At 57.8% G+C, this 25,850-nt stretch carries 27 protein-coding genes; 9 read left to right on the forward strand and 18 right to left on the reverse strand.

Annotated elements, in window-relative coordinates:
* Nucleotides 1-149: 149 nt before the first annotated feature.
* From B30_RS00490 to B30_RS00505, 4 genes are all read right to left on the reverse strand, one after another.
* Complete coding sequence (locus B30_RS00490; RefSeq protein WP_009569999.1) at nt 150-2,174, reverse strand: NADPH-dependent 2,4-dienoyl-CoA reductase; 2,025 nt, start codon at nt 2,172-2,174, stop codon at nt 150-152.
* Nucleotides 2,175-2,262: 88 nt separating this feature from the next.
* Entirely contained in the window at nt 2,263-2,649 is a 387-nt protein-coding gene (locus B30_RS00495) for a hypothetical protein (RefSeq protein WP_009570000.1), read from the reverse strand.
* A gap of 11 nt (nt 2,650-2,660) precedes the next feature.
* Nucleotides 2,661-3,434 carry a DUF6478 family protein gene (locus tag B30_RS00500; protein ID WP_009570001.1) on the reverse strand — a complete coding sequence of 258 codons (774 nt, stop codon included), beginning with the start codon at nt 3,432-3,434 and terminating at the stop codon, nt 2,661-2,663.
* Nucleotides 3,435-3,587: 153 nt separating this feature from the next.
* Nucleotides 3,588-4,229 (reverse strand): hypothetical protein, encoded by a 642-nt coding sequence (locus tag B30_RS00505; RefSeq protein ID WP_009570002.1) that lies wholly within the window; start codon nt 4,227-4,229, stop codon nt 3,588-3,590.
* A gap of 198 nt (nt 4,230-4,427) precedes the next feature.
* Here B30_RS00505 and B30_RS21215 point away from each other — a divergent pair, with 198 nt between their 5' ends.
* The 4 genes from B30_RS21215 to B30_RS00525 all read left to right on the forward strand — a co-directional run bounded on the left by B30_RS21215 (nt 4,428) and on the right by B30_RS00525 (nt 8,744).
* Entirely contained in the window at nt 4,428-5,330 is a 903-nt protein-coding gene (locus tag B30_RS21215; protein WP_157789769.1) for a CPBP family intramembrane glutamic endopeptidase, read from the forward strand.
* Nucleotides 5,331-5,393: 63 nt separating this feature from the next.
* Entirely contained in the window at nt 5,394-6,359 is a 966-nt protein-coding gene (gene accD, locus B30_RS00515) for an acetyl-CoA carboxylase, carboxyltransferase subunit beta (protein ID WP_009570004.1), read from the forward strand.
* 35 nt (nt 6,360-6,394) lie between these two features.
* Nucleotides 6,395-7,630, forward strand: a complete 1,236-nt coding sequence (locus B30_RS00520; RefSeq protein ID WP_051130576.1) for a bifunctional folylpolyglutamate synthase/dihydrofolate synthase — start codon at nt 6,395-6,397, stop codon at nt 7,628-7,630.
* Between the two features lie 82 nt (nt 7,631-7,712).
* On the forward strand, nt 7,713-8,744 hold the full coding sequence (locus B30_RS00525) for an LLM class flavin-dependent oxidoreductase (RefSeq protein WP_009570006.1): 1,032 nt from the start codon (nt 7,713-7,715) through the stop codon (nt 8,742-8,744).
* Between the two features lies 1 nt (nt 8,745).
* Here B30_RS00525 and zapE read toward each other — a convergent pair whose 3' ends face one another.
* A complete protein-coding gene (gene zapE / locus B30_RS00530) occupies nt 8,746-9,837 on the reverse strand; it encodes a cell division protein ZapE (protein ID WP_040401720.1) in 1,092 nt (363 codons plus the stop codon).
* Between the two features lie 112 nt (nt 9,838-9,949).
* On the opposite strand from zapE, the gene B30_RS00535 reads away from it, so the two are divergent.
* Complete coding sequence (locus B30_RS00535; RefSeq protein WP_009570010.1) at nt 9,950-11,203, forward strand: MFS transporter; 1,254 nt, start codon at nt 9,950-9,952, stop codon at nt 11,201-11,203.
* Here the strand turns inward: B30_RS00535 and B30_RS00540 are convergent.
* Genes B30_RS00540 through mbfA form a run of 3 tightly spaced genes read right to left on the reverse strand, consistent with a single transcriptional unit; the run spans nt 11,200 to nt 13,304 of the window.
* Nucleotides 11,200-11,832, reverse strand: coding sequence for an HAD family hydrolase (locus tag B30_RS00540; RefSeq protein ID WP_009570012.1), 633 nt, complete (start codon nt 11,830-11,832; stop codon nt 11,200-11,202). The genes B30_RS00535 and B30_RS00540 overlap by 4 nt on opposite strands.
* Complete coding sequence (locus tag B30_RS00545) at nt 11,829-12,287, reverse strand: YaiI/YqxD family protein (protein ID WP_009570013.1); 459 nt, start codon at nt 12,285-12,287, stop codon at nt 11,829-11,831. Before B30_RS00545 ends, B30_RS00540 begins: the two co-directional genes overlap by 4 nt.
* 39 nt (nt 12,288-12,326) lie before the next feature.
* Nucleotides 12,327-13,304 carry an iron exporter MbfA gene (gene mbfA, locus B30_RS00550; protein WP_009570014.1) on the reverse strand — a complete coding sequence of 326 codons (978 nt, stop codon included), beginning with the start codon at nt 13,302-13,304 and terminating at the stop codon, nt 12,327-12,329.
* Nucleotides 13,305-13,658: 354 nt separating this feature from the next.
* Between mbfA and B30_RS00555 the strand changes: the two genes are divergently transcribed.
* From B30_RS00555 to B30_RS00565, 3 genes are all read left to right on the forward strand, one after another.
* Entirely contained in the window at nt 13,659-14,282 is a 624-nt protein-coding gene (locus tag B30_RS00555) for a TetR/AcrR family transcriptional regulator (RefSeq protein ID WP_009570015.1), read from the forward strand.
* Between the two features lie 92 nt (nt 14,283-14,374).
* A complete protein-coding gene (locus B30_RS00560) occupies nt 14,375-14,572 on the forward strand; it encodes an I78 family peptidase inhibitor (RefSeq protein WP_081583657.1) in 198 nt (65 codons plus the stop codon).
* Nucleotides 14,573-14,880: 308 nt separating this feature from the next.
* Nucleotides 14,881-15,222 (forward strand): DUF2794 domain-containing protein, encoded by a 342-nt coding sequence (locus B30_RS00565; RefSeq protein WP_009570017.1) that lies wholly within the window; start codon nt 14,881-14,883, stop codon nt 15,220-15,222.
* A 7-nt stretch (nt 15,223-15,229) separates the two neighbouring features.
* Here B30_RS00565 and B30_RS00570 read toward each other — a convergent pair whose 3' ends face one another.
* The 3 genes from B30_RS00570 to B30_RS00580 form a co-directional block, all read right to left on the reverse strand.
* Nucleotides 15,230-16,042, reverse strand: a complete 813-nt coding sequence (locus tag B30_RS00570; RefSeq protein ID WP_009570018.1) for a C40 family peptidase — start codon at nt 16,040-16,042, stop codon at nt 15,230-15,232.
* On the reverse strand, nt 16,039-17,421 hold the full coding sequence (locus B30_RS00575; protein WP_009570019.1) for a leucyl aminopeptidase family protein: 1,383 nt from the start codon (nt 17,419-17,421) through the stop codon (nt 16,039-16,041). Before B30_RS00575 ends, B30_RS00570 begins: the two co-directional genes overlap by 4 nt.
* Nucleotides 17,422-17,555: 134 nt before the next feature.
* Complete coding sequence (locus B30_RS00580) at nt 17,556-17,948, reverse strand: hypothetical protein (protein WP_009570020.1); 393 nt, start codon at nt 17,946-17,948, stop codon at nt 17,556-17,558.
* Nucleotides 17,949-18,100: 152 nt separating this feature from the next.
* Between B30_RS00580 and B30_RS00585 the strand changes: the two genes are divergently transcribed.
* The gene (locus B30_RS00585; protein WP_009570021.1) at nt 18,101-18,748 is read left to right on the forward strand and encodes a carbonic anhydrase; all 648 of its coding nucleotides are present in this window, start codon (nt 18,101-18,103) and stop codon (nt 18,746-18,748) included.
* 5 nt (nt 18,749-18,753) lie between these two features.
* Here the strand turns inward: B30_RS00585 and B30_RS00590 are convergent, their stop codons facing one another.
* The 7 genes from B30_RS00590 to B30_RS00620 all read right to left on the reverse strand — a co-directional run bounded on the left by B30_RS00590 (nt 18,754) and on the right by B30_RS00620 (nt 25,546).
* Nucleotides 18,754-19,056 (reverse strand): hypothetical protein, encoded by a 303-nt coding sequence (locus tag B30_RS00590; RefSeq protein ID WP_009570022.1) that lies wholly within the window; start codon nt 19,054-19,056, stop codon nt 18,754-18,756.
* A gap of 35 nt (nt 19,057-19,091) precedes the next feature.
* Entirely contained in the window at nt 19,092-19,307 is a 216-nt protein-coding gene (locus B30_RS00595) for a hypothetical protein (RefSeq protein ID WP_009570023.1), read from the reverse strand.
* Between the two features lie 384 nt (nt 19,308-19,691).
* Nucleotides 19,692-21,356 (reverse strand): DUF4139 domain-containing protein, encoded by a 1,665-nt coding sequence (locus tag B30_RS00600; RefSeq protein WP_009570024.1) that lies wholly within the window; start codon nt 21,354-21,356, stop codon nt 19,692-19,694.
* Nucleotides 21,357-21,479: 123 nt separating this feature from the next.
* Nucleotides 21,480-21,680, reverse strand: coding sequence for a hypothetical protein (locus B30_RS00605; RefSeq protein ID WP_009570025.1), 201 nt, complete (start codon nt 21,678-21,680; stop codon nt 21,480-21,482).
* A gap of 357 nt (nt 21,681-22,037) precedes the next feature.
* On the reverse strand, nt 22,038-23,060 hold the full coding sequence (locus tag B30_RS00610) for an aspartate-semialdehyde dehydrogenase (protein WP_009570026.1): 1,023 nt from the start codon (nt 23,058-23,060) through the stop codon (nt 22,038-22,040).
* Nucleotides 23,061-23,132: 72 nt separating this feature from the next.
* Complete coding sequence (locus B30_RS00615; protein WP_009570027.1) at nt 23,133-24,269, reverse strand: capsular polysaccharide export protein, LipB/KpsS family; 1,137 nt, start codon at nt 24,267-24,269, stop codon at nt 23,133-23,135.
* 86 nt (nt 24,270-24,355) lie between these two features.
* Nucleotides 24,356-25,546 carry an MFS transporter gene (locus tag B30_RS00620; protein ID WP_009570028.1) on the reverse strand — a complete coding sequence of 397 codons (1,191 nt, stop codon included), beginning with the start codon at nt 25,544-25,546 and terminating at the stop codon, nt 24,356-24,358.
* Between the last annotated feature and the right edge of the window lie 304 nt (nt 25,547-25,850).

Genomic DNA, 25,850 nt, shown 5'->3' on the forward strand with positions numbered 1-25,850 from the left:
CGGGCAAGAATGGGGAAGATGGGAGACAATAGCGTGGTGTTTCAAGGATCGTTCTGCGTCAGGAAACTCAGAAACAATCCCAAAACGGCATTTTTACCCCACCGAAAGCGCGCCTCCGGCGGGAGTGTTTGGGCGAGGAAGACACCGCGTCAGAGCGTGGCGGCAAGCCGCGCGCCCTGATCAATCGCGCGTTTGGCATCAAGCTCCGCAGCCACATCTGCGCCGCCGATGACATGACAGGCCACGCCTTGTGCCGCCAGCGCATCGGCCAAGCTGCGCTCGGACAGTTGCCCGGCACACAAAACAATGGTGTCCGCCTCGATCAATTGCCGCTCATCGGCCTTGGTGACCCAAAGCCCCTCGGGCGTGATTTCGTCATAAGACACGCCGCCGATCATCTTCACACCCTTCATCGCCAGAGTGGCGCGGTGAATCCAGCCGGTGGTTTTACCCAGCCGCTTGCCGGGTTTCTCGGCCTTGCGTTGCAACAAAGTGACCTGGCGCAGCGGCGCTTCGGGCTTTGGTCCCTCGGATGAAAGACCGCCGCGATCAAGGGTGGGATCGGTAATGCCCCATTCTTCTTTCCACTCTTTGAGGTTCAAGGTAGGGCTATCGCCTGTGGTCAGGAATTCAGCCACATCAAAGCCAATGCCCCCAGCGCCAATCACGGCCACACGCGGGCCGACCGCGACTCTGCCCCGCAGCACGTCGATATAAGAGACCACCGAATTATGTTCCTTTTGACAGGGGATCTCGGGATCACGCGGGCGCACGCCGGTGGCGATGATGACCTCGTCAAAACCCGCGAGCGTCTCAACCGTGGCTTCCGTGTTCAGACGCGTGGTGATGGTGGAGCGGGCGACCATGGTTGTGAACCACTCGACCAGCCCGTGAAATTCCTCTTTGCCCGGCACCTGACGTGCCATGTTGAGTTGACCGCCCAGCGCATCGGCTTTGTCAAACAGCGTGACCGCATGACCGCGCTCGGAGGCGACCATGGCCGCCATCAGACCAGCAGGCCCAGCGCCCACGACGGCCACGGTTTTGGGCCTCTCGGCGGGGAGATAGGTCAGTTCGGTCTCATGACAGGCGCGCGGGTTGACCAAACAAGAGGTGAGCTTTCCAGCGAAAGTATGATCCAAACAGGCTTGATTACAGGCGATACAGGGCGCGATCTCATCCGCTTTGCCCATTGCCGCTTTATTGACAAACTCAGCATCGGCGAGGAAAGGCCGGGCCATCGACACCATATCGGCGCAGCCCTCGGCCAAAACATCCTCGGCCACTTGTGGATGGTTGATGCGGTTGGAGGTGATCACCGGGATCGACACCTCACCCATCATCCGTTTTGTCACCGAGGCAAAGGCCGCGCGCGGCACAGAGGTTGCAATCGTCGGCACACGCGCCTCGTGCCAGCCGATGCCGGTGTTGAGGATCGTCGCCCCCGCCGCCTCGACCGCTTTCGCCAACAGGACGACCTCATCCCAAGTCGAACCGTTCGGCACCAGATCAATCATCGAGATGCGATAGATCACGATGAACTCCGGCCCAACAGCGGCGCGCACACGTTTCACCACCTCGATGGCAAAGCGCATCCGGTTTTCATAGGAGCCGCCCCACGCGTCTTCGCGTTTGTTGGTATGGGTGACCAAAAATTGATTGATCAGGTAGCCTTCGGACCCCATCACCTCGACACCATCATAGCCGGCCTCTTTGGCGCGCAGGGCAGCGGTGGCATAATCCGCGATTTGTTTTTCGATGCCCGCCGCGTCCAATTCGGTCGGTTTGAACGGCGAAATCGGGGATTTGATCGCGGAGGGGGCGACGCAGTTTGGCCCGTAGGCATAGCGCCCGGCGTTCAAAATCTGCATCGCGATCTTGCCGCCCTCAGCATGAACGCGGTCGGTGACGCGACGGTGATTGGCAATATCTTGATCGGAGAACAGCCCAGCAGCCCCAGGGAACACCCCGCCTTCGGCATTCGGCGCCATGCCGCCGGTGACAATGATCCCGGCACCGCCCTTGGCGCGCGCCGCGTAAAATTCGGACACAGCCGCCCAATCGCCGCGCTCTTCCAACCCGGTGTGCATCGACCCCATCAGGGTCCGATTGCGCAGGCTGGTAAAGCCGAGGTCAAGCGGTTCAAGCAGATGCGGATACAGTTCATGCGTCATATGAGGGCCTCCCTTGCCCGCGCCAAAATGCGCTGAGCCGTGAGAGATGTCACTCGAAACGCGGCGTCAGGGCCACAAATGCGCGGCCTCAGTTTGCACCGACCTCAAGACAATGCCGCCGAAATGCCCGTTTGAGCATGTCCAATTCCTGACGCAGCAAGTCCATTTCGGCACGGATATCATCGGCCAGGCCATCGCCCGCGATCAGGGCAAAAGAGCCAAGCACCTGTCCGCTGTCCCGATCTGTGAAGACAAAGGTCTGCACCCCGTCACTGATCACTTCGGAGGGCACAGCAAAGCGGAAAAACCAAACCCCGGCACGGTCCGGGTCCTCGGACAGGGTGTGCCCCGGCAATGGTTGATCGAGATAGCTCACCTCAATCTCCGGCAGCCGTTCAATCGCATCGGGCACACGCAATTCGCCCTCCCAAATCCCCGCCTGAAGCCGCGTTTTGACCAATGTCACCTTGTCCATCTTGCTCTCCGTCAAAGTTCCGCGCGCGGACGGCGCGACAGAGTCAGGTCCCGCAGGACGATTTGGTTCATTTCGGGGCCTTCAAAGATCAAGTCGATCCAGAGTTTTTCAACCCGTTTTTCGTTCAGCTTGGTGTAAGCCAGATCAAAATCGACAAAGCCTTCGTCGGAATGCAACGGCAATTCGCGCACCAATTGTTCGAGGTTCGGACCGTGTTTCACATTCAGCCGGGCGAAAATTTCAATTGGCTTTTCAAGGTCCACCGCGAAATCCAGCCGCAACACGTGGCGCAAGCTCAACCCATGACAGACCTCATCCGGGATATTGACCGACAAGGACAAAAAAGAGCCGTCAAAGCGAAACACATCGAGGCGCAGACCAAAGGGAGCCAGGTCTGCTTCTGAACTGTTACGGACCTGGCGGTAGGTCAGTTCAGAGATTTGGCAATCGTGAAACAAGGTCGCCTCGGACCCGATGGATGTTTTCGAAGGCACCGCAGAGGCCCCTTGTGGCGCAATTGGACCGCGCCATAATTCGGGTCGATACGACCATTCGGTGTAAAGCGGCAATTGCATCGCATTCGATCCGATCAGCGGCAATGCCAAACGGCCTTCTGCAATGAAAAGGAATTGGTCCAACTCCCATCGCAGACTACGGGCCTGAGCACGCAACCACCGCAGTGTCGCAAGATCAAGCCCTTCGGCTGTGCGGACACGGCGCGCCCAACGCGCTATCGACGCTTTGTTGAGACGTTTTTCAAACAGTTTCCTGACCCGACCGCTCATACTCTTAAGAAACCTTTCTGTGCACCTGCCTTAGCCCATGACGTTCTTTGACGTGCCTTTGACTTTGGCCAATTATGACCGACACAGGTTTCATCTCAACAAACGCCCAATAAATCCAGTGTTTGGTTCCATTTTGGCAATAATTTTCGCCCATTACGTCGGGTTTTTACGCGCCAAAACCCCCGCGAACTGTTTCAAGGCGGTTTTTAATCCGCCAGACGACATTGGAGCCTGAGAGAACGGCGTTGCCGTCGCGGTCATCAACCGCCCCCCTGAGACAAAGAAGGCCCGCCAATATTCATCATCAAGCCCATTGATCATAGGCGCAGAGCTATCACGGGCATGGACAAAGACGGTGCCGCCTTCGATCGCACTGCCCAAAAGTGTGACCGTTGCCATGTTCCCAGACCGCGACAGGGCGGTGCGGCCAGCGTCGGAGGCAAAAAAGGCCTGAACGCCCGCTGCATCAAAGGCCGCCACGTCTGTCAACGGGCCAGAAACAGACAGAGTTAAAACCGCCGTGCTGGCTGTGCGCCCAAGATTGGAGCCGCCGCTCAGACCGGTGCAACTGCTCAAAAGCACGAAACTTCCGCCTTGCTCGTCTTTCACCGAGCCGGGGTCGATGCAAAATCCTGTTGGTCCGGCCACGGTCAGACCGCTACTGGACAGGCGGATCTCTTTCGGCGCGGCCTGTGTGGGTGTCACGGGTGTCGGCACCGCCATCTGACAGGCCGACAGGGCCAAAACCAGACTGAGGATAAAGCCGCTCCAAAGCCCCTGTTTGTATCGGCTCATATGATGCCTTACCTTTACCAAAATCCCGAAAATCCAATTGACTGTCGCGTCGCAACCGCACTTGGCATACAAGGGATGTCGCCCTGCCTGCAAGCCATCCTTACACGGCTTGGCGGCACTACGCCGAGCGGCTTTCGGACCACCACAGGCCGTGCTATCGGTTTGGTCAAGCAACGCGCCGAACTCAGAAAGAACACCATGATCCCGCCCCGCCCTCATCCCTATGATGCGATCCTGCGGTCTGCGGCGCGCCGCCCCGAGCTTTGGCGCATCGCGGTTCAGATCTTGGCCGCTTTGGCGCTTGGAGCCTTGGTCACACCTGTGCTCTACGGGCTGATCGGGCGGATGGCGCCCGCGTTGATGCCCGTTCATTTTGGTCCGAGCGGGATCGTCATTGGGGCGACGCCCGGCGGGATGTTTGTGTTGCTGGCGGGCTATGCGGTGCTTTTGGTCGGCAGTGTTGTTTTGGCCCGCCGCTTGCACAACCGGAGCCTGCGCGAGATCACCGGACCGGCGAACGTGATGCGCAGGCAATTTTTCGCAACCCTCAAATGGGTCGCGCTCCTGAGCTTTGTCGCCATGCTCCTGCCGTGGGACAGCACCGATTCCGCGCTGTCAGAAAACCTCAATCTTGGGATGTGGCTGTTTTGGATGCCCTTCGCGCTTTTGGGCCTGATGATCCAAATCACCGCCGAAGAGGTGTTTTTTCGCGGCTATCTGCAAAGCCAACTGATCGCCTCGACCAAATCCTACACGCTGGGGGTATTGGCCGCCTCCGTTTTGTTCGGACTGGGCCATCTCAGCGGCGCGGTCGAAGGAACGGCGGCGATATTCCCGGTTGTCTGGGCGATGTTGTTTGGGCTTTTGGCGGGCGATCTGACCGCGCGTTCGGGCACAATTGGTCCGGCTTGCGCATTACACCTGATGAACAATGCCACCGCCATGGTGATCGCCCCGCAGCAAGACATCATGTCTGGCTTTGGTCGCATGGTCCAAACGCTTGATCTCACCGACGCCTATAGCGACCCAAAAGTGATTGCCTTTCAAACGCTGCTTTTGTTGGCAACATGGCTGACCGCAAGGCTTGCGATCAGGCGTTGATTGCAATTCTTCTCCCATGGCCTTATCTGAGGGCCAGTAATGTTACGTCCAAAGGCTCCCCGTATGAACTGGATTTCCAACTACGTCCGTCCAAAGATCAATTCGCTGTTTTCCAAACACGATACCCCGGACAACCTTTGGACCAAATGTCCAGAATGCAACACCATGCTGTTCCATCGCGAATTGGCAGACAATCTCAATGTCTGCACCAATTGCGATCACCACATGCATATCACGCCGCGCGCGCGCTTTTCGGCGCTGTTTGATGGCGGGGTGTTTTCTGAGATCAAGGTTCCCGAACCGATTGAAGATCCTTTGAAATTCCGCGACCAAAAACGCTATCCCGAGCGGATGAAAGCGGCACAGCGCTCCACCGGCGAAAAAGAAGCCATGTTGGTGGCTGAGGGCGAGATGGGGCGCACACCGATCGTGGCCGCCGCACAGGATTTTTCGTTCATGGCGGGTTCCATGGGCATGTATGTCGGCAATGCTTTCATCGCCGGCGTTGAACGCGCCATCGCACTCAAACGCCCGTTCGTGATGTTTTCCGCCGCCGGCGGCGCCCGGATGCAAGAGGGGATTCTCTCCCTCATGCAAATGCCGCGCACCACCGTGGCGGTCGAGATGCTCAAAGAGGCTGGCCTGCCCTATATCGTTGTGCTCACCCATCCGACCACCGGCGGCGTCACCGCCTCCTACGCCATGCTGGGCGACGTGCAAATCGCCGAACCCAATGCATTGATTTGTTTCGCGGGTCCGCGTGTGATCGAACAGACGATTCGTGAAAAACTGCCCGAAGGCTTTCAGCGCGCCGAATACCTGTTGGATCACGGCATGTTGGACCGGGTGACCCACCGGAGTCAGATGAAATCCGAATTGGTCACGATCCTGCGCATGTTGGGACAAATGACCCCGGCCGTTGCGGGTGATCTTCCGGCACCCACACCCGAGGTCAAACCTCTTGAGGCCGCAAAAGCCCCCGAGGGTGCAAAGCCCAAAACGACCCCTGCCAAGGACGCGCAAAAGTGACATCCTCCTCGTCGGACATCATCCTTGATCGGTTGATGTCGCTTCACCCCAAGATCATTGATCTTGTGCTGGACCGTGTCTGGCGTTTGCTGGACGCCTTGGATCACCCCGAACGCGATCTGCCCCCGGTGATTCACATCGCGGGCACCAACGGCAAAGGCTCGACCCAGGCGATGATCCGTGCCGGGCTTGAGGCCGCCGACAAATCGGTTCACGCCTATACTTCGCCGCATCTGGCACGGTTTCACGAGCGCATTCGTTTGGCGGGCACGTTTATTTCCGAACCCGCGCTGATGCAGGTGTTGGAAGAATGCGAGATTGCCAACGGCGGCGCGCCGATCACCTATTTCGAAATCACCACCGTTGCGGGCATCCTCGCCATGGCGCGCACCCCTGCGGATTATACTTTGCTTGAGGTGGGCCTTGGCGGGCGGTTGGATGCGACCAATGTGGTCGAGTCCCCGGCCTTGACCATCATCACCCCGATCTCGATTGATCACACTCAATATCTGGGCGAAACTCTGGCCGAGATTGCGACGGAAAAAGCCGGGATCATCAAACGCGGTGTGCCCTGTATCGTTGGCCCGCAACCCGACGAGGCGATGGAGGTCATCGAAGCCCGCGCCGCCCGTCTTGGCGCGCCGCTTTTGGCCTATGGTCAACACTGGCATGTTTGGGAAGAACGCGGTCGCCTGATTTATCAGGACGAACACGGGTTGCGTGACCTGCCGCTGCCGCGTCTGATCGGCCATCACCAAGTCATCAACGCGGGCGCTGCCATTGCCGCGCTGCGCCATCTTGGCTTTGACGATGCCGCCTTTGAGGCCGCTTTAACGGACGCCTATTGGCCCGCCCGGATGCAACGCCTTGCCACCGGACCGCTGAATGATGCCGCCCCGAAAGCCGAGCTTTGGCTTGATGGCGGCCATAATCCGGCTGCGGGGATCGCCTTGGCCGAGGCTCTGGACCGTTTGCCAAACCGTCCAACCTATATGGTCTGCGGCATGCTGAACACCAAAGACGTGGGAGGCTATCTCGAACCGCTCGCGCGCCATGCCGAACGGCTTTATGCGGTGTCGATTCCCGACGCCCAAGCCACCCTGCCCGCCTCCGCCACCGCCGAAACGGCGCGCGAAGTTGGGATGGAGGCCCTCGAAGCCCAAAGTGTTTTGGCCGCAGTGCAAGAGATCGTCAGCACCGCCCCCGAAGCGCGTATATTGATCTGTGGCTCGCTCTATCTGGCCGGGCATATCCTGCAAGACAACGCGTGATCTGAACAGTCTCTGTGCGCTCGCGCATGTAGGCGCACGGCGGATTTGGCAGTATCTCTAGGCCAAGCACAGGAGATGCATCATGTCTTTGGAATTCGGAATCGACACGTTTGGTGATGTCACATGGGACGATCAGGGCCGCGATCTGTCGCACGGCCAAGTGATCCGCAACGTCATTGAAGAGGCCAAACTGGCCGATGCGGTTGGCCTCGATATTTTCGGTCTGGGCGAACATCACCGCGACGATTTTGCGGTCTCCGCCCCGGACACGATCTTGGCCGCCATCGCCGCCGTGACCTCAAAGATCAAACTCACCTCTGCAGTTACCGTGTTGTCCTCGGACGATCCGATCCGGGTGTTTCAACGGTTTTCCACGATCCAAGCCATTTCAAATGGCCGCGCCGAAGTCACGCTTGGACGCGGCTCATTTACCGAATCTTTCCCGCTCTTTGGCTTTGATCTCTCCGATTATGAGATGTTGTTTGAGGAAAAATTTGAGATTTTTTCCAAACTGACCAGTGAGGAGAAAATCAGTTGGTCGGGCCGTCATCGCACCCCGCTCAAATCGCAAACGGTCTATCCGCGCCCTGAAAAGCCGATCCCGGTCTGGGTCGGTGTTGGCGGCACCCCCGAATCCGTAGTGCGTGCGGCCACCAATAACATGTCGATGTCTTTGGCCATCATCGGCGGCCCACCCGCCCGTTTTGCCCCCTACGCCGGGTTGTACCGCGAAGTGCGCGAAAAAATGGATGCGGCACCCTTGCCCATTGGCTGTCATTCGCCGGGCCATATTGCCGCCACCGACCAAGAGGCACGGGATCGGTTTTTCGACGGCTACCGCGTGATGCATCAACGCATCGGGCGCACACGCGGCTGGCCGCCGCTGACCCGTGACGCATTTGAACACGAGGTTGAAAACGGCGCGCTGTACGTTGGCTCGCCCGACACGGTGGCGCGCAAAATTGCCGCCACGGTTCAGGCGCTCGATGTCCAGCGGTTTGATCTCAAATATTCCGCTGGCCCGGTCAGCCATGAGGTGTTGATGGACAATATTCGGCTCTATGGCGAAGAGGTTGTGCCGCGGGTGCGCGCGCTTTTGGGCCTCACAGCCTAAGTCACGCGCCGTCTTCGGCCTCGCCCCAGCTCGCGTCCTGCATCTCGCGCAGGCGCGACGCGGTGCGTTCAAATTCAAACGCCCCAGCGCCTTCGACATACAGGCTCTCGGGCTCATCCACCGCACTACACACCAGCCGCACCTTAGCCTCATAAAGCGCGTCAATTAGGGTCACGAACCGTTTGGCCTCGTTGAAGTTGCTCCGGGTCAGGCGCGGAATGTCTTCCAAGATCAGCAGCTTAACAGCGCCCGCGATGACAAGATAATCGCCGGGGCCAAACATCTGACCACAGAGATCCCAAAAGCTCGCCCGCGCAATGCCGTTGTGAAACCTGGGCAAGACGACATCGCGGCCTTTGACCTTGAGCGTCAGCGACTCGGTCGCACCGCCGGTCAAATCCGTCCAAATATCCTCAATCGCTGCCCGTGCCTCTGCGTCCACCGGCTGAAAATACACCGGCGTTCCGGTCAAACGGCCTTGGCGATAATCCACCGGAGAATGCAGATGATGCACCTCCAGCCGTTCTTTCAAAATGGCGATGAAGGGCAAAAACAGCTGGCGGTTGAGCCCGTCTTTGTAGAGATCATCTGGCACCCGGTTCGAGGTGGTCACGACGGTGACGCCCTTGGCAAACAGCCCCTCAAACAACCGCCCCACGATCATCGCGTCGGCGATGTCGGTGATTTGCATCTCATCAAAGCACAAGAGTTTGATTTCGCTGGCGATCTCTTCGATCACGGGGGCTATGGCATCCGGTGTTCCGGCCTTGCGCGCCGTGTTGATGCCGTCTTGGACCTCTTGCATGAAAGCATGAAAATGCACGCGGCGCGCCGGCACCGGGGCATGGTCATAAAACAGATCCATCAACATGGATTTGCCGCGCCCCACACCGCCCCAAAGGTAGAGCCCCGTGATGGGTTCGGGTTTCTTGCGCCCGCCGATCAGGGACAAAAGCCCTTTTTTCCCGGTCGGTTGGCTGGCCAGTTGCGCCCGCACCCGTTCCAGCATCGGCAGCACAGATTCCTGCGCCGCATCCGCGCGCAGCGTGCCCTCGGCCACGCGGGCCGCATAAATATTCATAAGCGTATCCATGCCCTCCCCATACTGCGTCCCGGATCATAAGAAAAGATGATGCGTTTCATGCCAATCATTCAATTGACCTGTGCCCGGATTTTGCCGAAAGCTGACGCAAAGGAGACCAAAGATGTCCACCGCACGCACACCACTTCTCACCCCCGTCCTTTTGGCTGGGTGTATCGTCATCATCGTCAGCTTCGCGATCCGAGCCTCCTTTGGTGTGTTTCAGATCCCGATTGCCACCGAGTTCAACTGGCCCCGGTCGGAATTTTCCTTGGCCATTGCGTTGCAAAACCTGTTTTGGGGCATCGGACAGCCAATTTTCGGCGCTTTGGCCGAACGAATTGGCGATCGAAAAGCCATCATCCTTGGCGCCTTGACCTATGCTGCGGGGCTTGTGCTGTCGTCATTCGCGGTCACACCTGAGGCACATCAGCTCTACGAAGTGCTTGTCGGGTTTGGCATCGCGGGCACAGGGTTTGGCGTGATCCTGGCGGTCGTGGGCCGGGCGTCTTCGGATGAAAACCGGTCGATGTCCTTGGCCATTGCCACGGCGGCGGGGTCCGCCGGACAGGTGTTTGGCGCGCCTTTGGCGGAATGGCTTTTGGGCATGATGGCATGGCAGAACGTATTCATCCTCTTCGCCGCTGCAATCTTACTCACGCTCTTGGCGCTGCCCCTGATGCGCTCGCCACACATGGCAAGCAAAGCCGAATTGGAAGAGAGCCTTGGCGCGATCCTTGGCAAAGCCTTTCGCGACCCAAGCTACACGTTGATCTTTTTGGGCTTCTTCTCCTGTGGCTATCAGCTTGCCTTTATCACCGCGCATTTCCCTGCGCTGGTGACCGAGATGTGCGGCGCGATTGACCCGTCAGGCACGCTCGCATCTCTGGGCGTAACCTCTACCTCGGCTTTGGGCGCTGTGTCGATCTCGCTCATCGGCTTGGCCAATATCTGTGGCACACTGTTCGCTGGATACCTCGGCAAACGCTATTCAAAAAAGTATTTGCTGACCGGGATTTACATTGGCCGGACCTTGGCCGCTGCCGCCTTTATTGCCTTCCCGATCACGCCAACATCCGTGTTGGTCTTCTCTGTCGTCATGGGCGCGCTGTGGTTGGCCACGGTACCTCTGACCTCCGGCCTTGTCGCCCATATTTACGGGCTGCGTTACATGGGAACGCTCTACGGCATCGTGTTCTTTTCTCACCAACTCGGCGCGTTTCTTGGTGTTTGGCTGGGCGGACGGCTTTATGACGTCTACGGCAATTACACCGCCGTCTGGTGGGTTGGCGTTGGTATCGGGGCGTTTTCCGCCATCGTGCATTTGCCGATCAAAGAGGTGCCTCTGGGCAAACGCGTGGCAAACGCTTTGGCTTAAAACCCTGCGGCGCTGAGGTCTTTCGCCGTCAAAAGCCCCTCAGACACAACACGATCGGCCCAGCCCCTTGGCCCGTCAAACAGATGCGTCTGCCAGCCTCGGCTGGCGGCCATATCAAGGTTTTCAAGGCGGTCGTCGGTGAACAAAAGCGCCTTTGGTGCGATGTGGCAGTCCGCTTCGACCATCTCGAAGATCAAAGAATGCGGTTTGACACAGCCCATGCGGCCAGAGACGTAACGGCGGTCAAACTCCATCAAAAACGGGTATTTCGTTTCGGCAAATTCGAAACTTTCAATGCCAAAATTGGTCAGAGCAAAAACCGGAATGCCCTTGGCCCGCAAAGCGCGTAAAATCGCGACAGAGCCGGGAATGGCGGGAGCGGCCATCTTGATCCAGTCGAAATACCACATCAGGATTTCGTCTTTGAATTCAGGGTAGTGATCCGCCGTTGCCGCAATCGTTTCGCGAAAATTTGCGCCCTGATCGACACGATCGTTCATCGCGTGCAAATCAACGGTTTCAAACATCTCGCGACGGCGCGCTTCGCCGATCACCGCGTCGTAATGGCGCTCCGGCTGCCATTCGATCAACACGTTGCCAATGTCAAAAATCACCGCGTCTATGGTCATAGGGCATCCCTTTTTGCGCCTTGCACCGCGCGTTCCAAAGCATCCAAAAACCGCGAACGATCCGCCTTTGAAAATGGTTTTCCGCCGCCTTGGCGGAACGGGTCCGCCGCGCGCAAATCATACATCAAATCGCGGGTCGCCAACGCGTTGCCTATGTTCGCGGGCGTAAACGCCTCGCCGTCATGTTTGATCACCCGCGCACCCGCTTCGACCGCTTTGGCCGCCAAGGGAATGTCACCCGTGACCACCACATCACCGACACGCGCACGCTCCGCAATCCACATGTCAGCCACATCCGGGCCATCGGGAACGATGACCAACTCGACATAGGGATTGGGCGAGGGCCGCAGCCCGCCGTTGCAGACAAAGAGACAGGGAATTTGGTGCCGGGTGGCGACTTTTTCGGCCTCGGCTTTGACTGGACAGGCATCGGCATCAATGTAGATTTTGGTCACAGATGCCTCCGAGGCGCTGGCTTACAGGTCAAATCTGCATCAACCGCCGCCGATCAATGCCCCCGCAGCGAACACCAGCGCGCCGCCAAGCACAACCTGAAAAGCCGCCCGCAAGAAGGGTGTTTCCATGAATTTGTTTTGAATCCACGCAATGGCCCACAGCTCGATAAAGACCACGATGAAGGCGATGATCGTTGCAGTCCAGAAGTCGGTGATCAGATAGGGCAGCGCGTGCCCCAAACCGCCGACCATCGTCATGATGCCCGAGGCAAAGCCGCGTTTGATCGGAGAGCCACGTCCCGAGATCACGCCATCGTCATGCGCGGCCTCGGTGAAGCCCATGGAAATCCCTGCGCCCACAGAGGCGGCAAGGCCGACAAGAAAGGTGGTGTGGGTGTTTTGGGTGGCAAAGGCGGTGGCGAAAATCGGCGCAAGGGTCGAGACCGAGCCATCCATGAGGCCCGCGAGGCCGGGTTGCACCCATGTCAGCACGAATTGACGATGCGCGGCCTTGTCTTCGGCCTCGCGCTCGTCTCCATCGAGGAACTCTTTCTCCAATTCCCCGGCTTTTTTGTCGTGCCCGGCCTCCGCGGCGGCCAGATGTCCCAAAAGTGCGCGGGTGTCGGCATCTGTGGTGCGCGCGGCGGCTTTGAGGTAAAATTCTTCGGCGCCACGTTCCATCGCCTGCGCTTCGGACCGCATCCGCTCAAGCCCGAGATTTTCGATCAACCACACCGGATTGCGCGCATAATAGCCCGAAACATGCTCGCGCCGGATCAACGGAATAACAGTCCCGAACCGTCTTTTATGCAGTTCAATCAAAGAGGTGCGGTGGCCGTCTTCCTCTTTTGCCATCGCCTCGAACACAGCCGCACTGCTGGGGAATTCTTCGCGTAAACGTTCGGCATACATGCGATAAATCTGCGCATCATCTTCCTCGGAAGAGATCGCAAGTGCGAGGATTTCCTGTTCCGTCAGATCAGAAAAGCGGCGGCGATTGGCAAAACCGGGGATCATTTGGGCCTCTCTTTTAGAATGGTTCTAAATTATGAAATTCACCGATGGTTCGCAAGCATCAATTTACTCTAGAGCGTTCGGCCATAAACCCGTGATTCAGGTTTATGGCGGAACCTGTTAAACTAAACTGTTGAGTTCAGAAATGCTTGCTCAACTGCACCGATCCGTTTAAATATTGATGTGGTCCGTGTGTTGTACGGCCTTCGATCGACATCCCTGTCGAGCACTGGGCAGGCCATAGGGCCTGCCTTTTTTCTGTATCACTCCAGAACACGAAAGGGCAGTTTGTTTTCTTATTTCGTGATTCAGAAAACCCAAAAACCGCTCTACTATAACCAGACACGGAGGGGACCCATGAGCGATACACATCCCGCGATAAAAAAGGGACGCAAATTCGATCAGGTTGTCGAAGGCGCGCGCATTGTGTTTCTACGCGACGGATTCGAGGGCGCATCAGTTGATGACATCGCCCGCGAGGCTGGCGTGTCCAAAGCCACGCTCTATAGTTATTTCCCTGACAAACGCGTGTTGTTTTTAGAAATCGCAGCCCAAGAAACCAGACGGCAGGCCGACGCGTTTGAAGAGCGCATGGACGAAAACCTTTCGCCTGACGCGCTTTTACCAAATGTCGGCCGCAAAATCCTTGATTTCATCCTCTCGGATTTTGGTCAGGCGGTGTTTCGCATTGCGGTGTCGGAAAGTGACCGCTTCCCCGAATTGGGTCGCAAATATTATGAAAGCGGCCCGGCCTTGGTGACCAAGCGCTTGTCGCAATATCTTGCAAGCTGCACCGCACGCGGCGAATTGGCGATTGACGACATCGAACTGGCCGCCGAGCAATTTGCCGAATTGTGCAAGGTCCGCGTCCAATCCATGCGTCTGTTTCAGGCCTGTTGCGACATCGACGATTCTGAAAAGCAAAAGGTCATCGACGGCGCAGTTCACATGTTTTTATGTTGCTATGGAGTACGCAAATGATCCGCCCCACAGTTGTTGCCCTCATCCTCGGTGCCTGCGCCCTGATCGGATGCAAAGAAGAGACACAAGAGCCCAATGGAGGTCCGGAACCTATGACTGCGACAGAATGCGCTTTAGAGCTACTTACCCCCTTGATCGGACAGGACAAATCCGCGCTTGACGCGTTTGATCTTCCCGAAGGCACCCGCATCATCCCTCCAGGGCGCATGGTGACAATGGATTTCCGCCCGGAGCGCACGAATATTGATTTGGATGCGACGGGCCAGATCATCCGCATTTGGTGCGGCTAAACGCAACACATCAGCCAACACAACGCCCCCTAAAGGAAAAGCCGAGACAGCAAGCTGCCTCGGCCTTACAAGTTGGTTTTGAGCGAGATCCCCGGAGTCACGAACTGGGTGGGGGCTGTTAAACCGTAACACCGGGGCAAAGCGTTCTCGCTCTGCCTAACGTTTTGCCCCAACACCTTGGCCAAAAAAGGGGTGAAACAAGAAAAGTCGCAGACCATTTCATGGCCGCAATAAGGCGACCGGGGGTGGCAGTCGATTGTGAAATGAGTTTCCTTGATTTCTGACAGATTTATGACCAAGCTTAGAACATGAATGCACCAACTCCCTTTCCCGGCCCCGCACCTCAACACGACAGGGTCGCCTTTGATCGCCAGGAACTTGGCACGATCCTGGGACTGTATGGCCGGATGGTGGCCGCGGGCGAATGGCGCGATTATGGCATGTCGTTTCTCAAAGATGTCGCCGTATTTTCCGTGTTTCGACGCACCGCCGAACATCCGATCTACCGGATTGAGAAACGTCCAAAACTGCGCGGCAAACAAGGGATGTATTCGGTCATCGGCATGGATGGCCAGATTCTCAAACGTGGCGGCGATCTGCGCGCCGTGCTGCGGATTTTGGACCGCAAACTGATCCGCGCGGTCGAATAGGCCCGCCTTACATCCGCCGATGCGCAGTGACCGGCCCATCGCCCTGCGCCTCGATCCGTGCAATTGCCCGCAAGATCGGCTCATAGGCCACAGCCATGTGATGGGCGTTGGCGTGAATCAGAACCTCGTCATCGACGCAAAGCGCCACATGGCCCTTCCAAAACAAAAGGTCGCCGCGCCTGTAGGGCGCTGAGGCGGGGGCGCCCATACTCATTTGCATATCGCTGTCACCCGGGCAGTCCAGGCCACAGGCCAAAAACGCCGCCTGAACGAGGCCCGAACAATCAATGCCAAAGGCGGAATTGCCGCCCCAAAGGTAAGGCGTGCCAAAGAACAGTTGCGCGACTGTGATCGGATCGGAAAACGGCCGCTCAATCGGACGAATGTGCGGTTTCGGAACAAAAAACCCGCCCTCGATCTCCATAAATTTGCGCCGCTCATCCACCACCCGGATACGTGCGCCGAAAGACAGGCTTGCCACCACTTCGGATTTGAAATCATCGGTGGGATAAAGATGGGTAGCGCGCACGGAAATCAGGTGGGTTGGCGTCATATTCGGCCCAAGATCGGCCTCAGCCACATAGCCCACATAGCCATCGCGCCGCGCGACGCCAAAGGCCCATCCGTCTCGGCGCTCCAGCACGTCAAACCCGTCGCCCCACAACACTTGTCGATCCCGCACACCGTCGGGTGCGGCGCGCAAATCGGCAACAGGGACGCGGACGCTGGCGGGCTTTGCAAGCACTTCGCTCTGGCCTTGGCGGGCATATCCCGCAAGCGCCACTCGGGTATTGGCCGGAGTCAGGCGGCGATCCGTCATAGCGACAAAAGCTCCGGCAAAGCGGCCAAAAGCGCGCGTGCCCCTTGGCCAACGCCGCCTTTGGGACGCGCTGGCGCAGCCGTCGGGTTCCACCCATAGATGTCAAAATGCATATACCGCGGAGACTCGGTCACGAAACGCCGCAAAAACAGCGCAGCAGTGATCGACCCCGCCATGCCACCCGAGGGGGCGTTGTCGAGATCGGCAATCCCCGGCTCGATCATGCTCTCGTAAGGCTCCCAATAGGGCAGTTGCCAGACCGGATCGGCCACCTTGGCCGCCGCGGCTGACAGCACCAAGGCATCCTTCGGATCAGTGGCAAAAAACGGCGCGAGATCCGGCCCAACGGCCACGCGCGCCGCTCCCGTGAGGGTCGCCATCGAGATCAACAAATCCGGCGGGGTTTCATCCGCAAGCGCCAGAGCATCGGCCAAAACCAAACGCCCCTCGGCATCGGTATTGTTGATTTCAACCGTCAATCCTTTGCGCGAGGTCAACACGTCTTGTGGCCGGAAGGCGTTGCCCGACACCGCGTTTTCCACCGCCGGGATCAACACCCGCAGTCGCAGCGGCACATCCAGCGCCATGATCATTTTAGCCAGCCCCAAAACGGTCGCCGCCCCACCCATGTCCTTTTTCATCAAGCCCATGGAAGCGCCGGGTTTGAGGTTCAACCCGCCAGTGTCAAAACACACGCCTTTGCCCACCAGTGTCAACGTCGGCCCTGCCTTGCCCCAGCGCATGTCGATCAAGGCAGGGGCGCGCGGCGAGGCACGGCCCACGGCGTGAATCATCGGGAAGTTTTGCTCCAACAAAGCCTCACCTGACGTTATAGAAATCTCTGCACCATGCGCATGCGCCAAGCTGCGCGCCGCCTGTTCCAACTCGGCCGGGCCCATGTCATTTGAGGGCGTGTTGATCAGATCACGGGTCAGCGCCTCGCCCGCAGCAATGGCTTCGATCCGACCGACATCGATGCTCTCAGGAGCCACAAGATGGACGGAGGATTTTGACTTTTTAACATATGTATCAAAAACATATCCGGACAGAAGCCACGCCAAAAGCTGCTCCTCCAATGCCTCGCCCGTCAGCGTCGTGTGCAAGGCATAGGTGCCGTCCGGCAATTTCGCACGCACCGCGCCAAAGCCAAACCGGTCCCGCGCCCGCGTTTTTTCGGTGCCAAACCCGGCGACAACCGCCGCAATTTTCCCGTCTGCCGGAATCACGCAGACAGTGCCCAATGCGGCGGAAAACCCATTGGCTTTGAGCCAGAGCTTATCGTCGTCGGATCGGGTGGCGAGGAAACCGTCCAGATCGTCAGCGCCGATCAGGAACAAAGGAACAGCGGACTCTGTGGGTGAGACAAAAGAAAGTGGCATCGGACGGGCCTTTCATTGGCGTTGCGCCAAGACTAACCGATCCGATGCCACCTGCAAGCTGGTTCGCGGGACGGCTGTCCGGCGCACCAAAGTCTTTTCTGTCGCCTCTTTTGATCCGCGATTGTCGGAACGGGTCAGAGCGATGCGCCCTGAAGGTCCCATACCGCCAAAAGGGAATTTTCCCCGATCCGCATCAACCGCTCCACACAAGCGGCCAAGGCCGTTCCGTCATCGGACAGCGCCAATTCATTCACGTCACTTGCGACGCGTGCGAAACTGACCATCCCGATCTGTTCGGAAATTGCGACCATCGAGCGTGCTGCTCGCTGTAAGTCTTCGAACTGGCTCTTTCTATAGCTGCTCTCGACTTTGGCCAATCTGACCGCCAGTTCTTCCATGGCGCGCGACACGACACCATCGGCCCCTGACGCGCCAAGTTGACCATAAAGTTGATCCAAACGGTCTCGATCAACGTGCACAGCCCCATCGGGCCGTAGCTTTACCACCACCATTTTAGTACCCCACATATTTGAGCGCCCCCACGCGCCGTGATCTGACTTTGGCTCAAGACCCTCAAGAAAAGGTTTAGTCCCAAGCTGATTTTCCCTCGAATTCCTCGAAAACTCTCATTACATTCGCGCAAACTGGCTATCGACATCCCCAAGAGAGCTTCTCCGCGATGAAATATGCAAAACCCCTCCCAAGCTATATGGTTCAACGGTATCAAGGATGGAAAGCGACCACGTTTGCCGAGAACAAATCCTGGTATCGCCGTCTGGCCGAAGACGGTCAGCGTCCGCGCGCGTTCATCATTTCCTGCTGTGATTCGCGGGTTCATGTGACATCCATTTTTGGCGCGGATCAGGGCGAATTTTTCATCCACCGCAACATCGCCAATCTTGTCCCACCCTTTGCCGACGATGGCGACCATCACGGCACATCGGCGGCGGTTGAATATGCCGTCACCGCGCTCAAAGTGGCGCATATCGTGGTTTTGGGCCATTCCAATTGCGGTGGCGTTCAGGGCTGTTACGACATGTGTTCGGGCGATGCGCCTGAGCTTGAAGAAAAGTCTTCGTTTATCGGCCGCTGGATGGACATCTTGCGTCCCGGATATGAGCGCGTCCTCGACAAACCGGAAGGCGAACGCAAGCGGGCATTGGAAAAAGAATCCATCCTTGTGTCGCTTGAAAACCTGATGACGTTCCCCTTTGTCCAAGCCGCCGTCGAAGCCGGTGATCTGACACTTCATGGGCTTTGGACCGACATTGGTGAGGGCGATTTGCATCAGTACGACCCCGAGACCAACAGCTTCTCGCCAATCTGATCCGCTTAAGCCACCAACCGCAGAACGGTTTCAATCGTATCGTCGTTGAGCGCAAGCGCATTGGTCAAAAGATAGGGCGCATCGCCACTGTTTCCGGCCTGCGCTGTCCCAATTACTGCGCCGGTTTCAACAGAACTGGAGCGTACGAACATGGGTTTGCTCATTTGTGTGAGCGTCTGACGGATGACCGGACGCTTACTCAGGTCCAGTGCCTCAATCTCTTCGGGAAAGAACATAACGGCCCCGCTTTGATGCAAGTTCAGAGCGATGGTGCGACCTTGGCGGGCTTTGTCGAAATAACTGGTCATGGCGTTTCCTTTTTCACAGTGGCAGTCGGTTTGGATCAGGCGACAAGCGCAATACGCGCGCCTTGGTCCGGGCGAAAATCGGGGGTTTCGTGACATCCGCCCAAAAGCACAACATTGGAACGGCGTGCATCACGGGTCAGATTATGGTTCGCCGGGCGGCATGTCGCCTCAAACTCCTGCACATCCCAGCTGAAAGACATCGCGCCGTATACGGTGCCAGATTGGCCGGTTGTTTTCATCAGCATGATCATCGTTCCATCCTTTCGGTCCGTGCCCCCGGCCCCCTTGAGATAAAGGGACCACAGAGCGCGGTTTGACGGTAGGAAAGCATGGAAACAATTTGAGATATTTGCTGATTTTCGGCGAAGCAGAAAAACAATAGCCCTGTGTTATCAAACACCTAAACCAGAGTTAAAGCTCTGTTTGAAAAGTTAAAATTTGGTGCAACCCCCAAAAGAGGGTTAATTTCGCCAAAGGTCCATGACGCGCGTCGGGCGAAGGTCGGGCAAGCCCGCGGCAGCTTCATGGCGGCTTTGTGACGTCCTCTGTTTCTCTCCACTTTCGAACGAATCGCCGGCCCAGCGCGGACGGCGCGCAACAGTGCGCCGCCCGCATAGTATGCGTTCAGCCCTGAATCATTCCAGTGCCATCCCCTCGGGCCAGCGCAGGCTTTCCCGCAAAGTGATGTCTTGGGTCTTGCCCGCATCCAGATCGAAATGCCACGCCATCACACCGCGCTTGTCGTCCAGATTGGTCATATCCGGCATCGGCGTGGCCGACCAATCGACCTTAAGGTCTTCTTGCTCCGACACGGACACCCGGTCGATCACCTCTATCGGCCAGGTCTTCGCCGTCAGGTTTTCCACGGAAATCCGCACCTCAGACGACATTTCATTCGATTTCGAAATCACGCCCCGATCGCCTTCGTTTTTCGCCAGCACCGTTCGGGTCACGCGGATGCCATCGACCACACCAAAGGCCAGATCGACCTCGGCCCCGTCCACAACCGTGTCCAAACGGGTCTCGCCAAGGCTCACCCCGTCGCGGATCAGCCGCACAGAGCCGGGCACCAACATTTCGCTCGTGTCATTGGTGAAATGTGCCATGAGATAACCAGTGTCTTCAAAAAGCGGCACAGCCCGCACCATGATCTCCGGCGACAGGGCCACTTCGGAGAGGGCGAATTCGCTCATTCCCTCATCGGAATAGAGCGTTGTCGGCGTCGGATAGCTATAGGTCAGGCTCAACCCGGTAAGAGTGGCGGTGGCCATTTGTTTGTCCATCGCCATGGGCGCCGCCATCACCGATTCGGCATAGCCCGCCATGCCTGCGTCCGCGCTGCGCATCAATTCCTGAACCGGCTGTGGCTCATAAATGCGGCGCACCCAGGGGTAGACCTCATTTGGATCGCTGCGTCGCGCCGGATTGTCGGTGGCAAAGCGCAACATCACGTTCTGCCAGTTCTCGCCCGTCTCCTGAGTCGCCTGCACCGCGCGGGTAAGGTCCAACGTGCCTGTTTCTGTGTTCAGCCGCGCCGTATACATCGGCCGCCAATAGGCATCGTCCACACTATAGCTGAAATCCACCGTCACATCGCCCGCCTCGGCGACATCCAGCGCGAGGGTGATCGACAGGCGGTCACCCCCAGACGGGGCAAGACGGTCCAAGGCGGCTTTGGCGCGGGTGATATTGTCCTTGAGGGCCTCAAGGTCTCGGTCTGCGGCCTCGGCGCGGGCGGTCGCATCAGCCATGGCAAGACGGGCGGACAAGGAGTGTTCGCGGATCATGTCAGCCGTGGCGGCCATCGTGTCGACAGACGTGGCCTCCCCTGCCGACAGGCGACCCAAATAGGCCAATGTGTCCTCGGCGGCGGCGACCTCTAGGCGTACTGCGGCGGCTTTACGGGTCTCGTCGCGCAGCTGCGCCTCAAGCGCGTCCAATGCGGCTTTCGCGGCCTTGGCCTCTGGTGTGCGGTAGCGCTCCGCATTGCCAATGGTGGCTGTGCGTGCATAGGTGACCGGACCCAACGCGGCACCCGTTACCGTGCTTTGCAGACTGGCAATGATCCCGTCGACCGAGCTTGCAGGAATGTCGGTAAAGGTCACCTCATGCTGGCCCGCGGGAAGGCTGATCTGGCCCTCTCGGGTCACGGTGGCGCTTTGCGGGTAAAGCGTCACTTCGGTGACATCCGACTGGGCGGAAAAACTATCGGCCAAGCTCATACCGGGCACAGTCATCGCGCAGATCACAAGCGCGGATGTGGTCCAAATGGATTGTTTGGCAATGGGGTTTGAAAACATCGTTTCCTCCTGTTCGATCGGAGGAGAAGGTCCAATGGCACTGCGTGAGACGCAAGTCATATTCCCGCGACAGAGGAGCTTTTGCGCCGCTCCCGGCAAAAGCCCGCCGACGGAGATGCCTTGTTAAGCCACGGTTTTATTATAGCCCTCACCCGCAATGCCGCCGAATTTGTCCCCAAAGGTGCGGCATAACTCCTCGCGCGTCAGGCGGGGCTCGGTGTTCACGATTTCCTCGGCCCAATCGCCCATCCGATCTTCGGCGTCACATTTAGGCGCGCAAGGATCGTGCCGGATGGCGCTGAGATTGATCTTCACTCGAAACATAAATGACCTCCCTCTCTATGTGGCGGTGTCTTCAGTCAATCAGAACATAACAGCGCCACAATTTCTCCGCGCTGATAAATAAACTTTAAAGTTAATGCGGCCTCTAGGAGGAATTTTCAAAACTCCCCTTTTATTTCAATGACATAAATAGATAAAAACTTGAATTTATTGCTCTGTGAGCGCTCTGAGTTTTCGATCTTTTGGGCGCAAAGATGGCAAAACTGGTCCCTAAATCCAATAAAAAGACGGCAATGCTGTCCGCGCAGCGTCGAATCGGCAACAAAAAGGGCGCCCGCAAGCGCCCTTTCTTTAAGACTTTAGTAACCAAAGATCAGAGGCTCTTTTGGCCTCCTACCCTTAGCCTTTTTTCAAAACCCGACGGCCCAGAAGCTCGGCGATCTGAACCGCGTTCAGAGCCGCGCCTTTACGCAGGTTGTCGGAGACGCACCACAGGTTGAGACCATTCTCGATGCTCACGTCCTGACGGATGCGCGAGATAAAGGTGGCGTAATCGCCAACGCATTCAACCGGCGTGACATAGCCGCCATCTTCGCGCTTATCGACCACCAAGATCCCCGGCGCAACGCGCAGGATTTCGCGGGCTTCATCTTCGTCCAGAAACTCTTCGGTCTCGATGTTGATCGATTCAGAATGGCCGACAAACACCGGCACACGCACACAGGTCGCGGTGACTTTGATCGACGTGTCCAAAATCTTTTTGGTCTCGGCGATCATTTTCCATTCTTCTTTGGTGTCGCCGGAATCCATGAACACATCAATATGCGGGATCACGTTAAAGGCGATCTGCTTGGTGAATTTCGCCGCGGCGCGTTCCTGACCTGGGACATACATGCCCTTGGTCTGATCCCACAACTCATCAATCCCGGCTTTGCCCGCGCCAGATACCGATTGATAGGTCGACACAACAACGCGTTTGATTTTGGCACGGTCATGCAGCGGCTTCAAAGCCACAACCATCTGCGCGGTCGAACAGTTCGGGTTGGCAATGATGTTTTTCTTCGCATACCCCATCACGGCGTCCGGGTTCACTTCCGGCACGATCAACGGCACATCGGCATCGTAGCGATAGAGCGACGAGTTGTCGATCACCACACAGCCCGCTTTCGCGGCTTTCGGCGCGTAGATTTTGGTCGCATCCGAGCCTACGGCAAACAACGCCATGTCCCAGCCGGTGAAGTCAAAGGTGTCAAGATCTTGGGTCTTGAGGGTCTTGTCGCCAAAGCTCACTTCGGTGCCGAGAGATTTGCGCGATGCAAGAACCGCAATCTCATCCACAGGAAACTCGCGCTCGGCGAGGATGTTCAGCATTTCGCGGCCCACGTTGCCCGTGGCGCCTGCGACGACGACTTTATAGCCCATTTGGCACTCCTCATCAGTCCAGGTTGACTGGCGCGGAGCCTTACGCGAAAGGGCGTTTGGAGGAAAGAGGGTTTAGTGCCCTACGGCGGTCTTTGCCGCCTTTATCCGCTGTACTGCGGCGTTTTGGTCAATCTCGATGGTGCCATCAGGGCTTTCCGATACATGCGGGAAATGCACCTGATCAAGATAATTCATGAAAGCGGCCCGCAAGACCGGATCAAAGGCGAGCGATTCCGCCTCCGCCATCGCCGCATGGAGTGCCGTTTGGTCCCCGGCCACACGCACCAAACCGGGCAGCGCAAAAAACGCCTCGCCCAAAACAATCACTGGTGTGTCGTAGAAAAACGATTGCAGCCCGACCGAGGAGTTGATGGTAACCACGCCACGGCTGGCGCGGACTTGGGCGAAAGTGTCGGTTTGGTTGTCGATGCGCAGACGTCCTTGAGCAATAGACATGGCGCGGGTCAGCGGTTCCGCCAAAGAGGTCTTGGCGGAGGGGTGTTCTTTGATCCGAATATGCCAACCCTCTGGCAGGGCCTCGGAGGCCTCGGCCAGCGCTGCGATCATCCCTGCAACGGAGCCGGTCCAGCCGCCAAACATGGTGATTTGGCTGTCATTGGGCACTTGCAACGGCACGAAAAGAAACGGCTCATCGGACAGATCGGCCTCCACCTGCCTCACATCGGCGCGCCGCGACAGCCGCGCGGTGAGGTTTGCCCCCATCGCCCGCCACGCGTCGCCCTGACGATCCGCGCGTCCTGCCGCCCATGCGGTGAAAAACCCCGGATCGCGCGGCACAGAACTCAGCGCATTGACGCCTTTGGGATCAAGTTGCATCCGACCGGGAAAGGGCGCGAGTTCACCATAAAGCCGCGGCACCCCTGCATCGCGCGCCCCTTCCATGAACACACGGCGAGAGCCGGTGATGCCATTCCAACACATCGCGATCCTGTCCGGGTGGCGGGTGAAATAGCGGCGCGCGCCGTTGTATTGCGCCCAGATCAGGCGAAATTTCAACATCCGCACCAGCGCGCTTTTGGGCTGGCGTTTGGCCACGGCCATCGCCGCCTTGGCACGCGCGTCACTTTCGGGAAAGCCGTGAAACGACAGCGGGATCAGCGGCAAGCCTTTGCCGCCCCCTGCCGCCTTGGCGACCGAGGCAAAGAAGCTGTCCTTTTTGGTCGACCAGCCTTTGAGATATGCGATCATCGCGCGGATGCCTCCTGATCAAGCCCCGGTGCCACAGGTGTTCACCCCAAATGTCTTAGGACAGGCGCCGCCCTGTCACAAGCCAGCTATCGGGGATCGCGCGCGCCAAAAGCATAGACCACAAGGCCAAGCACCAGCGTGATAGAGAAGAAGCCAAAGACAACACTATAGGACGTCACCATGGCGCTCTCGGCCCCCATCTGCGCGGCAAACAAGCGCGCGGAGACAATCTGTGACAGGCCCACGCCACCGATGGAGAACAGGTTGATCAACGTCACCCCGCGCCCGACCAGTTCCGGCGGCAAAAGCGTGCGACCGTGGTTCATGATCTGCGGATAGTTGGACGAGAAAAATCCAACCAGCGCAAACAAGACAATGGCCGCCGTCACCTTGGCATCGCCAAAGCCCCGCCATAACATCGCCAAGGGCACTAACGTCAGCGCGGCACTGCCGCCGACGATCCATTTGTGGCTTTTGATCAGGCGATCAACCGGACCAAAGGCAAGGCTGCCAATGATCATCGCAAACGCCATGACCAGCGTCCCCGTTCCGACCTGCGCTGAGCTCAACCCATGCACATCGGACAAATAACCGCCAATCCAACTGCCGCGCAACCCGCCCCCGGGCGCGTAAGCGACCAAAGCAATCAACAAGATCGGGTAGAGTGCGCGCAGTTTCAACAAATCGCGCATCCCTTTGCGCGGCCCTTCCGCAGTGTGAGCAAGCCGGGGCGGATCCTCGACAAAACGATAAAGCGCACCGGCAATCAATAGCGTCAGAGCGGCCAAAGCCAGCAATGTCCCGCGCCAACCCAACAGCTCCATCGACCATGTCAAAGGGGTGGCGGCAGCAACATTGCCCAACGACCCAATGCCAAGCACAAGCCCGGTCAGCGTGCCGAAACGTGCAGGCGGCGCGGTACGGGCGATGATGTAAAGCGAAGTCATCAACACCGGAGAGCAACCGATGCCGATCAACATCATTGCGACGTTGACTCCTAAAGGCCCCTGCGCCATCGCAAACACGATCGCCCCCAAGCCACCGCCAAACGACAAAAGCACCATCGCCGTGGCTTTGGGGGAATGATGGTCCAACAACCAGCCCACGGGGATTTGCATAGCGGCAAAGGTCAAAAACCACAGCCCCAAAGCCATGGACGTGTCCTCAGGCCCCAACCCGATTTCGGATTTGAGAATGGGCCCGAACACCGCAAGGCAAGCCCGATAAAATTGACTCAGCCCATAGGCCAGCACAAGCCAGACAATGCCTTTGACCATGATCCCCTCCCAGAGATTGGCGCGCCAAACCGAGAGGTTTCGGTCTATTCGTTCCCATTTAAGCGTGTTGCATTTGACCGGAACCAGATCACATGCAAAACGCCCGTAACATTGATGCTACGCGGTCCTTTTGCAAGCCTCCTGACCCCAGAAACACGCAAAAGGCTTTAGTGTATGTTTTTATTAAATTCTTCTCTTAAAATCAGTAAGTGAGTTGAATACGACACGATGTAGATTTTTTTCGCCGAAAACAGACTGGCCGCATAGTTTGTGGTTTCCCGCTTAAGGTGAGTATGCAAAATTC

It is taken from the genome of Celeribacter baekdonensis B30 (assembly GCF_000299875.1).
GTDB lineage: Bacteria > Pseudomonadota > Alphaproteobacteria > Rhodobacterales > Rhodobacteraceae > Celeribacter > Celeribacter baekdonensis_A.